Raw genomic sequence first — 13,034 nt, 5'->3', positions numbered from 1 at the left:
CTTTATGAATATTTGTCGCATTTTTACTTCTTGCCAACAGTTGTCTAACATTAAATCGCTGCGAGTGCTGACTTTAGGCGTTCTTTCGGCACTTCTGACAGCCTTACCAGGGAAAGCAGCAGAGAATATTTACTTTCAATACGGGCCAATTATTAAATCGCTTCCCGTCCGTTCTTTAGAAAATTTTGCTAAAACAGGTGAGATTGATGAGGATCTGAAATTCTATTTTCAGGTTGCTAAAGCCAACGATGAAACCAAAAATAAGTTTCGAGAGCTTTTGGTAAAACGTTTGGAGCTTCCGCCTTTGGAGGTGTCTCAGTTTTTCAATAGTGAACTGGGTTTTGATATTCTAGAGCGATTAGGGCAGTACGTGCAAATTCCAAAGAGGAACAATGGAAAAGTAGCTATTCGGGCAGGAATAGTTCTGGCGGCGTTTGACTCACAAGGATTGACGCTGCTGAACTTTCTGAAAAAGCTGCCTGTAGATATGTCTGTAGATGTGGAATCTTCGCTGCAAGCATTTAATCAGCTGGAACGGGTGATCGAAGCAACGAAATTTTTCACTGAGAAAATGTCTTCTTTTTCGGCTCAGGAATCCAAGACGGATACCAGCGTAGATTTTGCACAATTACCAGACCTGCGCCAGCCCGGTCGTTTTGGGGTGACGGAACAACGCTGGGTACTAAAAGATCCCAAGCGCAATCGCCAATTTTATGTGTTGGTCTATCAGCCGCAAAAATCGGGTTCTGGAAAAATTCCGGTGTTGATTCTGTCTCATGGATTAGGCTCAAGACCTGAAGATTTTGCAGGACGGGCAAAACATTTAGCATCTTATGGTTTTCTTGTGGCTTTACCACAGCATCCAGGGAGTGATACACAGCAGGTAGAAGATCTCAAAGATGGATTATCGGGATCTTACTTTCTTACTAGTGAGTTTATCGATCGACCTCGTGACATTAGTTTTGTAATTGATGAACTGGAACGACGAAATCAAAGCTCTTTTGGTGGTCGGTTAGACTTGCAATCTGTAGGAGTAGCGGGGCATTCTTTTGGTGGATATGGTGCTTTAGCAGTTGGGGGAGCGACGATCGATTTTGAGTTTTTGCAAAAAATGTGCGATCGGCCTTTTGGTTATATTGATACCTCATTACTGTTACAATGCCGAGCTTTGCAATTGCCTCGGCAAGCTTACAACTTCCGAGACCCCAGAGTAAAAGCAGTGTTTGCCGCCAATCCAGTCAACTACGCAATTTTTGGCCCAAAAGGACTAAGCCAAGTTTCAGTTCCAGTATTTCTCGTTGGGGGTAGCGACGACCCAGCAACTCCTGTAGTCTTTGAGCAAACTCAATCTTTTCCGTTATTGAGTTCTCCGGTAAAATATCTAGCACTAGCAGAAGGACAAGCTCATATTAATTTAGCGAATTTGGATGCCGGAATGACCCATACTCTAAACTCTATTCAAGGTTTATCTCTGGCTAGTCCGTTTTTACTAGAAAGTTATGCGGATGCGATGTTGTTAGCATTTTTTGAGACTCATTTAGTCCAGGATTCGGCCTATAAACCCTATATGCAGTCTGCTTATGCAGAGTATCTGAGCCAAGATCAGAAGTTCAAGATATTTTTGATTAGCAAAGCATCTGATAATGCTGTGAAAGAAGCGATCGTAGAGTTTAAATCAAAGCATTAGAAGCAACTGGTGTATTAGAATCAGGTGAATCTACTGTGACTGTCTTAGATTCTACATCTACTTCTACCTTGGCAGTGGGATCTACTGTGGCAATAGCCTCAGTCAGTTTTTGTGCCTCTTGCGAATTGGTAAGAGTGGGAACGTTTAATTTCAAGGACATAGCTATATTTCAATTCCTTTCTAGTAACGAAAAGTTTTTTTAGTTTAGAGATTAATTCCGAGTGTGGCATCTATCATTAGGAATTAGTCGTATGACAGACAAAGTAATTAGGTGTTTAATTTATAGTAACGAAGACCTGAAGGGGCGACAACTAAAGCGCAAAGGTAGATTTGATAAGGTTTTCGGCTCTTCGACCTCGTTGATAATAGGGCAATTTATGTGGGCTTAAAGACATTAATTGAGCAGTTTGTTCAGCGAAGAATGTTAAAGATTCAGTCCATTCATAGCCGTGAATACCAATATAAAAGTTGCTATGGCGGCGGTATTTCCTACCTGGTTCTCTGACTCGACCTACATATTTAGCTACACCTTTATTGGTGATTTTTTCTCCAGACATAATGGCGCTACTGTAAGCCAAAGTAATCAAGATAATTAGAGAAATTAAGCGGTTTCCCGTCACACCTGTTGATTCAAGATTATAGCCACCGCTTTTATAATCAAGGGAACATTTCTTCAATACCAAAGCGTTTTTGATAAGCTGATAAAGCTTGCCCTAAATCTGGAAAATTTGTCAAGATAAACCAAGCTTCTTCAACTGACCATCCCCGGTATTTACGTTTCCATTTTCCAGCAATATTGGCTGGGTTAAATCCTTTATTTTTATACCAATTCTCTGTAACAATGCGCTTAATAATTGGGATGCCTTTTTGATTGATGCCTTAAGCTAAAAATGAGGAAATAGGGTGAAGCGGTATCAGTATGGCTCGCACATTGTTCGTAAGCATAACAGAAACGGCGGAGGAATTAGAGAAGCGGTTGAAAGCTAACTCAACAGGTAGTGGCAAGGAAAGGTTGCTAATGCTGTACTGGCTAAAACGAGGGGAAGTAAAAGGCCGGAAAGAATTAGCCAAGCGGCTGCACCGGGATGAAGCAACAATTACCAGATGGGTAAGCTTGTACAAAAAAGGCGGGGTAAAAGCATTATTAAAAATGTCACACCCACCAGGAAACAAAGCAATAGTACCAGCAGAAATAGTAGAAAGACTCAAAGAAAAATTACAACAGCCACAGGGATTTAAGAGCTATGTGGAAGTTCGGGAGTGGTTAGAGAAAGACGCAGGGGTGAAAGCAGCCTATAAAACAGTTCATAAGCTGGTGCGTTATCGGCTAAAAGCTAAATTAAAAGTACCCAGACCCAGCAATAAAAAGCAGCATCCCCAAGCAGAAGAGCATTTTAAAAAAACTTATCATTAGCCGTAAAAGCATTAAAAGAATTCGCAATTCCTGGAGAAAAGATTAAGTACTTATGCCAAGATGAAACTAGGCTTGGTCTACAAACAATACCAGGACGGATGCTAACGCTAACAGGAGTTAAGCCGATAAGACCAGTGCAATGGAAACGAGATAATTTTTATCTTTACGGAGTAGTAGAACCGTTAACAGGAGATAGTTTATTCTACGAGTTCTCGCATCTAGATAGTAGTTGTTTCCAAGAATTTATTAAATTGGTATCGGCTAAATATGCAGATAGTTTAATCATTATGCAAATGGATCAAGGAAAAATACATCAGTCATCAATGCTGGATTGGCCGGAAAATATCATCCCGATTTTTCAACCTGCTTATTCACCAGAACTTAATCCGATAGAAAGATTTTGGGAACACTTAAAAGCGCAATTAAAATGGCACAACTGCCATTGTCTTGATGAATTACGCTCTTCTTTGAAAAAGGCACTCGAAGAAATTACACCAGCAGCTATCAGTTCATTAACTGGCTGGAATTTCATTACTAACGCTGTCCTGGGTTTAAGTTGAGCAAATCAACATCCTTAAGTGACAATTTTCGCAAAAATTAGTTCTCAGCGGATTAGCTTAAATTAACACTTTCCAGCCTAGATTTAACCTTTTATTGGGGAAATTTGCAAGTAAAAGCGTTTCTATAATTGGGGCGAACTTATCATTTTTGACCATCTATTTTTCTGAGAGGGAGCGCAGCGAACTCTCGGAAAAATAGATTGATTATCATTCCCTTTTTTAGCAAAAGTATTTTCAACTTTACCTTTTTTATTAAGCGCATCTTTACAGAGAATTGGTATCACCTAACTACTGAGTGATTCCGTTTGGTATTCCCTGTTTAGACATCGCACGCAGGTGCGATGTCTAAACTCCAGTAACTATTTTCCGCTAACTATTAGTGCATCTTATCATACTTTTGTCCTAACTATAGCGCGTAGCGCTATATTGTGGTTTGTTTGCAGTTAATCTGGTTTCATTTGCAAATAATGTGGTTTATATACCCCTCTTATTTGCAGTTAATGTGGTTTCAAAATTGCCTTGTTTGCAGTTTGAAGCGTTTATGTTTGCAGTTCGCTACAATTATTAATTATAATTACTTCGCGTTATACAGTCGCAAAACAACTTTTCTTTTGTCCAAAGTCCAATTAATTGCGAATCAGCAGATAAATAAAGAACGGTGCACCGATCGCAGCTGTAATCACACCACAGGAAAGCTCGATCGGAGCAAAGAGAATTCTGCCTACTAAATCAGCAAGAGTCACTAACAATCCGCCTAAAAGAGCCGTAACAGGTAACAAATTTTGATGATTCGTCCCAATTATTTGCCGTCCTGCGTGAGGTGCAATCAGTCCGACAAAGGCGATCGTACCTGCGGTAGCAACAGCCGCTCCAGCAAGGGCAACTGCAACTAAAACGAGTAATCCTCGCTGCCATTCCACTCGACTACCTAAACCTTTTGCTACTTCATCGCCTAAGTTCAGTACATTAATTTGACGGGATAGGGAAAGTGCGATCGGAACACCCACCATAATCCAGGGAAGCAAAGAAAAAAACTGCTCCCAAGTGCTACCATACAAACTTCCGGCTAACCAAACTAATGCTTGACTGACATCATAAATAGAGCCAAAGGTAATCATTAAACTAGTAAAAGCACTAGCGATCGCAGATAAGCCAATACCCAACAAAATTAGTAATGTAGGAGAGGTTCCTCCATTCCATGCCAAACTATAAATTAACATGGCGATAAATGATGCACCGACGAAGGCAGCGATCGGTAATGTATAAACAGGTGTCCCTGGAAATAACACAATTACCGCAACAGCTACCAGACTCGCTCCTGCATTAATTCCGATAATACTTGGATCGGCTAAAACATTGCGCGTTAAACCTTGAAAAATTGTGCCAGACAGGGAAAGTGCTACTCCCACCATAAAGGCAATTAAGGTTCTAGGTAATCGCAGAGTGTAAATGATAAAGGCATGAGCGGAATTGCCTGTATCAATACCCAATAAAGTTTTGATAATGTCAATAATTGCGATCGGATATTCTCCTTGATAAAGATTCAAAACAATCGCAGCCAGAGAAAATATTACCAAAATTAGTAATAGCAAAGGTAAGCGTCGATCGACCCAAAATGAAATAATTGGAGAGCGAACTAGCAAGCGATTTTTCATCGTTTCACCTTCGATTTTGCCAAATAGACAAACACAGGCGCACCAACGAGCGCCGTCATCACACCCACTGGAAGTTCTTGCGGTTTAAGTAATGTTCGCGCCGCAATATCTGACACTAATAACAAAATTGCTCCTAACAATGCCGAGTAAGGTAAAATCCAGCAATAATCTGTTTTGATGAAAAAGCGCACTATATGGGGTACTACTAACCCAATAAAACCGATCGGTCCTGCGATCGCTACAGAACTACCTGCTAATAACACTACGCTGATTGCAGTTAATATTTTAATCCAAACTGTTTGTTGACCTAAACCTTTGGCGACATCTTCTCCTAAACTTAGAATTGTGATTTGTTTACCAAGCAGTAATGCTAACAACAAACCGATCGCCATAAACGGCAAAAGTTGAAGAAATAAATTAAGATCTCTTCCCGCAAGAGATCCTGCTAACCAAAATCGAATTTCTTCTAAAGTGCGTTGACTCACAATTAAAATCCCAGTGGTGATGGAAGAAATAAATGCAGTCATTGCAGCTCCTGCCACTGTCAAGTTTAATGGTGTAGCACCTCCGCGCCCCAATGTTCCTAAACCATATACTGATACTGCTGCGATCGCCGCACCCAGAAATGCCACAGTTGCATATAAGGTTAGCGATGAACTGCCGAATATAAACAAGACGATTACAACTGCTAAGGCACCTCCCGCTTCAATTCCTAAAATGCCTGTCTCAGCTAAGGGATTGCGAGTTAAACCCTGCATTAATGCTCCTGATACTGCCAGTGCTGCTCCTACAGCAATTGCTATTAGCGATCGCGGCAATCGCATAGTTTGAATTATCAGATGATCGAAGGAATTGTCAAATCTGATAAAGGATTCAAGTATAGTTTGCAGCGGAATATCTTTGGCTCCCAAAGTAATACTGTAAATCAAACAAATCAGTAAGACGATCGCACTTAATATTAGTCCAAACCACAACAATTGTATTGTAGATTTTCCAAAAACTGATGGAATTGAAGTCATTATGCTAAATGTCAAAATCAAATATTTTATCTAATAACGCGATTCCCGAAGGGATCTTTGCGGGAATCGCCGACTTAGCGGAATACATAAAGGAGTTCCTGTTACTGGATCGCTGATAATTTGACTTTCTAAACCAAACACTTCTTTAATAGTTGTTTCCGTAATTACTACTTCGGGAATGCCATGAGTATAAACTTCTCCATTTCGGATTACTACTAAATAATCTGCATAGCGGCAAGCTTGATTTAAATCATGTAATACCATGACAATAGTACGTCCCCTTCTTTGGTTAAGCTCACAAAGTAAATCTAGTAACTCGACTTGATGTGCCAGATCGAGGAAAGTTGTTGGTTCATCTAAAAGTAAAATATCAGTATTCTGAGCTAAAGCCATTGCAATCCAAGCTCTTTGTCGTTGTCCACCAGAAAGGGTATTTAATGGACGATCGGCAAGCTCTATCATTCCCGTAGTTAACAAAGCTTGTTCCGTTATCTGTTCATCTTCAGAAGACCATTGTTGTAGCCAAGTTTGATGAGGATAGCGTCCTTGCACGACTAATTCTCGGACAGTTAAACCCTCTGGAGGAATGGGATTTTGGGGGAGAATGCCTAAGTCTTTGGCAATCTTTTTTGTAGGTAATTTAGCGAGCGAAACGCTATTTAAATAAACTGTCCCGACTTTTGGTTTTAGTAATCTTGCCAATCCTTTCAACAAAGTAGATTTACCACATCCATTTGGGCCGATAAGTACTGTAACTTTCCCCGATGGAATTGCTAAATCTAATTCATTAACAATCGAGTTTCCCTGATATGCCAGGGTTAATTTTCTTGCCGTTAATATAGGAAATGAAGTTTCTGTCATACTCTATTTCTGAAACTTACCCTCTTGCCAATTACCTTGTTCTAAACAAAAGCTAGAAATGCTCATGCCCTAAGTCTCTTCCCCACAATGCACATATTGCTGACAAACAAGCTATATGTGCGATCGCTCTGAGCAATGCACTTTTTAGCCTATAGTTGCAAATAATTGTCACCTAATTGGATAACTTAAAACGATTGTTTCTAAATGTCAATACCCATTGTTCAGGAGTTTAAATTATTTTTTCATCGCTTTTAAATTTGAACATAAAGATTTTACGCTAGCAAACTCAGCATTTTAAGAACAGAATTTGAAGTTATTCGTTTTTTATTAAAATTTAACTATTGCAAATAATTACTTATTATACAAAAGTTTTATTGCAAAATTTTTTAAATTATTTGGTGCAATACTCCTGAGCAAAAATTGAATACAAAAATCTGCCGCTTGATTACTAACAGCCCGTTAATGAATAGTTTAGGATTTGTTTGGTCTTGTCAAGCTTTCAACTCGTCGTAGCTGAACTCTCGATCTTGCCACCAGCATTTGGTTTAAGGAAAATAATCCAAGATTTTGAAGTTTGTTTAGTTATCATCTATCAGAAATTAGCTGTATTAATTGACTACAGATTTGGAGATTCTAGTACGTTTTGAATCATTTCAATACTTGATAATCTTAATTGGCGATCGCCATTTCTAAACTCGACTTGAAGGAAACGGACAACCACCAGTAACTCGATGATTCGGATCGATTAGCTTCAAGCGATGGTCTGCAAAATTTTCTAACTTACTCACTGCCGAAGTCTTATTACATCGCAAACTTCCTGTCTCATCACCGCCAAACTTTTTACAAACTGCTGTGTGGGAGGTAGACAAGGTAATATAAGCAGCAACAAATCGATTATGTTGAGGATAAAGTACAGCAGGAAGCGTTTCAAAAACTGGGCTAAGTCTTTTCCAGATCTTGATTAATAAAGCATGATCCCAAGACATTAACCCACTAAAATTGTCCGATTGAACGTTAGGAGGCATCATATCAGGACGAATTAAAATTTCATACTCATGCTTACCGAAACTTCCCGCAAGTTCCATTGCCGCTCCAGATGCCAACATTAAATTAGTTGCTGTTTCCAGTTCAATTTGAGCTTGTTGAAAATCACCCGCTGCGATATTAATTTCAAAACGACGCAAACAGATAATTAAACCCTGAATATAAGCAAAAAATATCCAGTGGAATCCTTCCCAAATTGGGAGTATTTCATCTTTCGTCATCATTTTAGTCTTAGTCATTTGATTTCCTCCAAACTTATACTGAAAACTCTTGCCAGCAAATAAGCATACTGTCTAAATCCTTCCTTCAAATACTCGACTTGAATCGCATCAAAGTTACTGCCGGATTCATCGAGGCTGAGAAAAGTTCGATAGGCAACGAAAAGAGTCCAAATTACACAAATTTCTGGTTCTTTAGTTTGTACGTGCATCAATTTAAAATAGTTGTTGAAATCTTCAACTTCCCAAGGTTTTAAAGAGGTTTGAGTATAAGAAACCGAAGCTGTAAATACATGACTGATATCGAGATTGGCTAATTCTTGGATAATGATATTCAACGCTTCTTGAGAGGATGAGCAATTTAAAGCTTGCAACAATTGTTGGAGTGCTTGGCGCAATTTTGCTTCGTTTGCTTCACTCAATTGTTGCTCGATCGGTAAGTCCCAAGGAGCGAGTAAATAAAGTCGATCCGGTAAAGCATCTTTGGTCATTATGAGGGCAAGGTTTGTAAATGTATTTGATTAATTAATAGCCCTGCTGACCTATGTAACATCAGTATGATGGACTAATAGATAACACTGCAAAAAATTACATAGTTTCAAGTTTTAAAATGAAGAAAAAAGCCTGCTTCTTTTAATTCAATGATGCTATTTTTCATGGCTTCAATAATGCAGTCAATGTCTTCATCAGTATGAGCAGTAGATAAAAAACCTCCTCCTTCTCCCCGCAGCAAAATTCCTTTTTCAAATAAGTGATAACGTAACAGGCTAAAACTCATCACAAGAAGATCCGAAAAAATAGCATCCTCTGTCAATACAGGGCCAAAAAATGAGCCAAAATGTGCCATGCGGATCGGCATCTGGCTAGCTTCAAAGAATACATTTAATCGTTCTACATATTGGGATGTACGTTGGTTTAATTGTTGTTGAAGGGTAGGGCCTTGACTCTTTAAATATTGAAGAATTGCCCGTGCAGCTGCCATTGATAGCGGATGTTTGCAGTGAGTTCCAGCAAAAAATGTCTTTTCTACTTGAGGAAAAGAATTATCTCCATAGTTCCACATACCGCCATCAATTTGATCTAAGTAATTTGCTTTACCTGCGATGATTCCGATCGGCATTCCACCCCCAACCACTTTACCGTAGGTAGCAATATCTGCCTCAATTCCAAACCAAGCTTGTGCGCCTCCTAAATGAAGTCGAAAACCCGTTACCATTTCATCAAAAATTAAAGCTATTTCCGATTCAGCAGTCACTTGTCTAAGTTCTTGTAAAAACGCTTTAGGTTGTAAATTAGGTTGTCTAGTTTGTATTGGTTCAACTAAAACAGCTGCTAATTCATCTCGATAATTTTTGATGATTTCTAGCGAGCGAAAATCTCCATAATTTAAAACTAAAACATCCTCAACCATGCTTGGTAAAATTCCCGTTGACATAGGAACAGCATGAGGATTTTCTGGTGTTTCTGCTTGAGCAAGAGTACTATCAAAATGACCGTGATAAGAGCCGGAAAATACAGCTATTTTAGAACGTTTGGTTGCCGATCGAGCTAAACGAATTGCACTCATCACGGCTTCTGTTCCGGTATTACTAAAAGTAACTCGCTCCATTCCCGTCAGTTCACTAATCAACGCGGCAACTTCACCAGCAAATTCCGATTGTGGGCCTAACTGAATTCCTTTTTCAATTTGTTCGTGAAGGGCTTCTTTAATTAATGGTGGATTGTGACCTAAAAGATTTGCCCCAAATCCCATAATAATATCTACGTATTCATTGCCATCAATATCCCAAATTCGAGAACCTCTAGCTTCTTTTCCGACAATCAAATAACACATCTCTTTCGTAGGAACATCAAACCATTCCGACACCCTTGGATCGGCAAGAACTGGGCGGTAAGTTTGTGTCATTTGTTTGGAAGTTTTTGTGCGTTTTGTGTAGCGATCGCTCAATGCCTCTAAATACTTTTGTCGTAAATCAGACGTTGCTTGCGCGATCGAATTTGTCATTTGTTTGCTGCTACTAACCATCATTTTTACCCTTATTTATTCAAGAATTTTTAATCCTCAAATTAACCCAAAAAAAGCTAATTCAAGTTAAATATTGAGTAACCTAAATTTGGTATTAGATCTTATTATTTACGCCGATCAATTCAGGTCTACTTTCTAAGAAACTCAATTCATTATGTAATTTTTCAGCCACAAAATACGCATATTTATCTTCTTTAGAAGCGGCTGATTTACATCTAAAATTGTAGACTTTAACTGAGGTAAATCCTACTTCTTTTAAAGCAGCTTCAACTTCTGCTTTAGAGTAAGGCTTGACTGAAAAAGTAATTTTTGAGGAATGCCAGTTTTTGTCAACCAACTGTAATAAAGTCGCTGGCTTAACGAATCGCAAAAAATTATTGTAAATTGAACGTTTTATTGCTGGTAAATCAAAGCTAGGTTTTGGCAAGTTTTCGTTAGTTTTTTCTGGCGATGGCTGGAATATTGTAATCGTAAATGTACCTGTTTTTTCTTCGGAATTATAGGTTTCGCCAACAGTCCAGGCATATTCATTTTTGAGTTCGCCATCATTGACGGGAATATTGCTATACCGCTTTCCTAAACCTAAATCAAAGAAAAATAACCCATCCTCTTTGAGAACATTATATACATTACGAAAAACACTTTTGAGTTCCTCAAGACTCATAATGTGATTAAGAGCAGAATCAGTGCAAATAACCGCATCAAAAGTTGAGGGAAATTCAAAGGAACGTGCATCACCTAAAATGAACTGACAGTTGGGTGCATTTTCACGAGCGTAATGCAACATTTTTTCCGAACCATCTAGCCCAATAACTCGATATCCTCCGCTCAGAAGTTGTTGAGTTAACTGTCCCGTACCACAACAAAGATCGAGAATTTCTGCTCCTTTTGGAAGATGTGGTAAAAGCAATTTTTTTAAGCTGGGCATAAAGCGGCGACAGGCTAAATGTGCTTCCGATTCATTGTATAACCAAGCCCAAGGATCGTAATCTGTATAGCGATTTTCTGAAGACATTTAAGTTCACTCCTAGCGTTTTTTTAAGTGTTGGTATTTCGGAATTTTTTGGAGAAACAAGTTAATAATTTGCTATACCGCTTGTTTCAATTCATGACTGATGAAAGGTGGGTCTAAAAATCCTTTACCAATCAAGAAAGAACAGTAAGTGTTCAGCAATTTATCATCGATCGGAGGACAGTTAATCGATGTACCTGTTAATCCATTAAGAGTGTTTTGGTAATCAAATTTTACAACTTCTGAATCAGTGGTTGCTGTTTGAGAATGATTATTTGTAAGTAATGAGACAAGGGGATATAAGGGATGTTTTGGAGAAGTTTCTGCAATTTTCATTAGTTGAGTATGCCATTGTTTGTAGGAAACAATTTGAATGGGATAGCCGATCGATCGCAATTTCTCAAAAAACAAATTCGAGGAAACAGAATCAGGATGAACTAAGTGAAAAACTTTATCCCAAGAAACTTGTTGTTTAGAGAGATGAACAATAGCTTTACTGGCATAGTCTACAGGGATGATATTTAGCATCATTTCGGTATCAGGAATACTACCGAGTTCAACGCAACCAATAATTAATCTGTACAAAAAATCATTGACATTAAAAACACCTGTTTGGCTATGTCCAGAAATTCTTCCTAATCGATAAATAGAAACGGGAAGTCCGCGATCGCGTGCCACATTTACTAACTTTTCGGCTACCCATTTACTTTGGTTGTAGCCACCTGATGGCACTTGTCCATTATCAATATTATCCTGTTCTCGAATTACTCTCAATCCCGAATTTTCTACTTCTGGGAAAACACTGATCGAAGAAATAAAATGGACGGGTTTGGCTTTAATTTGACAAGCCAATCTCAAGACTTCTTGAGTTCCCAAAACATTCGTACCTTTGAGTAACGAATAAGGAAAAGTATGATTAACCAACGCACCATTATGATAGATGGTATCAATTCGATCGGCAAGTTCACGAAAACTTTGCTCGGAAATTCCTAATAGCGGTTTGGATAAATCTCCAATAACAGGAATAATTCTGTTTTTGAAACTATCTTCCCAAAGTAGATAAGATTTCAGGCAGTTTTGTAACTTATTTTGTGCTGATGCAATACTATCTGCACGAACTAAGCAATAAACATTAGCAGAAGCTGTTTGTTGCAGAAGTTCGTAAAGTAAAAATGCTCCAATAAATCCGGTAGCTCCAGTTAACAATATAGCATTGGGTTGAACATTTGGTTGAGTCGCTAATTCTGGGGAAATAGAAGAATCTAAAATTGCATCAGCATTGAGTAAAGCTAAAGTTTCGCCGTTGCTAGACTTATTGTTAAGAAACTCTACAATTTCAGCTTTACGATCGCAAAGTTCACCTCTCAAAGTTGGTGTCAGCACTCCTTTAGGAGCATTACATCGCAAGCGTTCTCCATCCACCCAAAGCTTGATATCGAGACCGCTAAGATTAGCTAAAAATCGATCGATACTTTGAGTAACTTTATTTTCGTTAGGTCGATCGCTAAAACTCATAATTAAAACTCAGTTAACTTGAT

At 38.7% G+C, this 13,034-nt stretch carries 13 protein-coding genes; 3 read left to right on the top strand and 10 right to left on the bottom strand.

What is annotated here, in order from left to right; genetic code table 11:
• The first annotated feature begins 4 nt into the window (after positions 1–4).
• Positions 5–1,687 carry an alpha/beta hydrolase gene (locus IQ264_RS03495; RefSeq protein ID WP_193978643.1) on the top strand — a complete coding sequence of 561 codons (1,683 nt, stop codon included), beginning with the start codon at positions 5–7 and terminating at the stop codon, positions 1,685–1,687.
• Here the strand turns inward: IQ264_RS03495 and IQ264_RS03490 are convergent.
• Both IQ264_RS03490 and IQ264_RS03485 read right to left on the bottom strand, forming a co-directional pair.
• Positions 1,671–1,847, bottom strand: a complete 177-nt coding sequence (locus IQ264_RS03490) for a copper chaperone (protein WP_193978641.1) — start codon at positions 1,845–1,847, stop codon at positions 1,671–1,673. The two genes, IQ264_RS03495 and IQ264_RS03490, sit on opposite strands and share 17 nt — an antisense overlap.
• A gap of 151 nt (positions 1,848–1,998) precedes the next feature.
• Entirely contained in the window at positions 1,999–2,364 is a 366-nt protein-coding gene (locus tag IQ264_RS03485) for a hypothetical protein (RefSeq protein ID WP_193978639.1), read from the bottom strand.
• A 242-nt stretch (positions 2,365–2,606) separates the two neighbouring features.
• Here IQ264_RS03485 and IQ264_RS32660 point away from each other — a divergent pair, with 242 nt between their 5' ends.
• Together IQ264_RS32660 and IQ264_RS32655 are read left to right on the top strand one after the other, a co-directional pair.
• On the top strand, positions 2,607–3,101 hold the full coding sequence (locus IQ264_RS32660; protein WP_228061256.1) for a helix-turn-helix domain-containing protein: 495 nt from the start codon (positions 2,607–2,609) through the stop codon (positions 3,099–3,101).
• 26 nt (positions 3,102–3,127) lie between these two features.
• On the top strand, positions 3,128–3,661 hold the full coding sequence (locus IQ264_RS32655) for an IS630 family transposase (protein WP_322744592.1): 534 nt from the start codon (positions 3,128–3,130) through the stop codon (positions 3,659–3,661).
• A gap of 626 nt (positions 3,662–4,287) precedes the next feature.
• On the opposite strand, the gene IQ264_RS03475 is transcribed toward IQ264_RS32655, so the two are convergent.
• From IQ264_RS03475 to IQ264_RS03440, 8 genes are all read right to left on the bottom strand, one after another.
• Positions 4,288–5,316 carry a FecCD family ABC transporter permease gene (locus tag IQ264_RS03475; RefSeq protein WP_193978637.1) on the bottom strand — a complete coding sequence of 343 codons (1,029 nt, stop codon included), beginning with the start codon at positions 5,314–5,316 and terminating at the stop codon, positions 4,288–4,290.
• Entirely contained in the window at positions 5,313–6,335 is a 1,023-nt protein-coding gene (locus tag IQ264_RS03470) for a FecCD family ABC transporter permease (protein WP_193978635.1), read from the bottom strand. Before IQ264_RS03470 ends, IQ264_RS03475 begins: the two co-directional genes overlap by 4 nt.
• 30 nt (positions 6,336–6,365) lie before the next feature.
• A complete protein-coding gene (locus IQ264_RS03465) occupies positions 6,366–7,196 on the bottom strand; it encodes an ABC transporter ATP-binding protein (protein ID WP_193978633.1) in 831 nt (276 codons plus the stop codon).
• Between the two features lie 689 nt (positions 7,197–7,885).
• Entirely contained in the window at positions 7,886–8,479 is a 594-nt protein-coding gene (locus IQ264_RS03460; RefSeq protein WP_228061255.1) for a hypothetical protein, read from the bottom strand.
• Positions 8,476–8,949 carry a hypothetical protein gene (locus IQ264_RS03455; protein WP_193978631.1) on the bottom strand — a complete coding sequence of 158 codons (474 nt, stop codon included), beginning with the start codon at positions 8,947–8,949 and terminating at the stop codon, positions 8,476–8,478. Before IQ264_RS03455 ends, IQ264_RS03460 begins: the two co-directional genes overlap by 4 nt.
• Before the next feature lie 107 nt (positions 8,950–9,056).
• Positions 9,057–10,487 carry an aspartate aminotransferase family protein gene (locus IQ264_RS03450; protein ID WP_228061254.1) on the bottom strand — a complete coding sequence of 477 codons (1,431 nt, stop codon included), beginning with the start codon at positions 10,485–10,487 and terminating at the stop codon, positions 9,057–9,059.
• A gap of 91 nt (positions 10,488–10,578) precedes the next feature.
• The gene (locus tag IQ264_RS03445) at positions 10,579–11,499 is read right to left on the bottom strand and encodes a class I SAM-dependent methyltransferase (protein ID WP_193978629.1); all 921 of its coding nucleotides are present in this window, start codon (positions 11,497–11,499) and stop codon (positions 10,579–10,581) included.
• Between the two features lie 72 nt (positions 11,500–11,571).
• Positions 11,572–13,011, bottom strand: a complete 1,440-nt coding sequence (locus IQ264_RS03440; protein ID WP_228061253.1) for a thioester reductase domain-containing protein — start codon at positions 13,009–13,011, stop codon at positions 11,572–11,574.
• Between the last annotated feature and the right edge of the window lie 23 nt (positions 13,012–13,034).

The sequence above is a fragment of the [Phormidium] sp. LEGE 05292 genome, assembly GCF_015207735.1.
GTDB lineage: Bacteria > Cyanobacteriota > Cyanobacteriia > Cyanobacteriales > Aerosakkonemataceae > Floridanema.
This window is presented reverse-complemented; position numbering and strand designations above follow the sequence as displayed.

Bases quoted from the DNA above. Each gene is read 5' to 3' on its own strand.
- IQ264_RS03495 (WP_193978643.1), top strand. From the start codon at position 5: ATGAATATTTGTCGCATTTTTACTTCTTGCCAACAGTTGTCTAACATT.
- IQ264_RS03440 (WP_228061253.1), bottom strand. From the start codon at position 13,011: ATGAGTTTTAGCGATCGACCTAACGAAAATAAAGTTACTCAAAGTATC.
- IQ264_RS03460 (WP_228061255.1), bottom strand. From the start codon at position 8,479: ATGACTAAGACTAAAATGATGACGAAAGATGAAATACTCCCAATTTGG.
- IQ264_RS03445 (WP_193978629.1), bottom strand. From the start codon at position 11,499: ATGTCTTCAGAAAATCGCTATACAGATTACGATCCTTGGGCTTGGTTA.
- IQ264_RS03475 (WP_193978637.1), bottom strand. From the start codon at position 5,316: ATGAAAAATCGCTTGCTAGTTCGCTCTCCAATTATTTCATTTTGGGTC.
- IQ264_RS03455 (WP_193978631.1), bottom strand. From the start codon at position 8,949: ATGACCAAAGATGCTTTACCGGATCGACTTTATTTACTCGCTCCTTGG.
- IQ264_RS03465 (WP_193978633.1), bottom strand. From the start codon at position 7,196: ATGACAGAAACTTCATTTCCTATATTAACGGCAAGAAAATTAACCCTG.
- IQ264_RS32660 (WP_228061256.1), top strand. From the start codon at position 2,607: ATGGCTCGCACATTGTTCGTAAGCATAACAGAAACGGCGGAGGAATTA.
- IQ264_RS03490 (WP_193978641.1), bottom strand. From the start codon at position 1,847: ATGTCCTTGAAATTAAACGTTCCCACTCTTACCAATTCGCAAGAGGCA.
- IQ264_RS03470 (WP_193978635.1), bottom strand. From the start codon at position 6,335: ATGACTTCAATTCCATCAGTTTTTGGAAAATCTACAATACAATTGTTG.
- IQ264_RS03450 (WP_228061254.1), bottom strand. From the start codon at position 10,487: ATGATGGTTAGTAGCAGCAAACAAATGACAAATTCGATCGCGCAAGCA.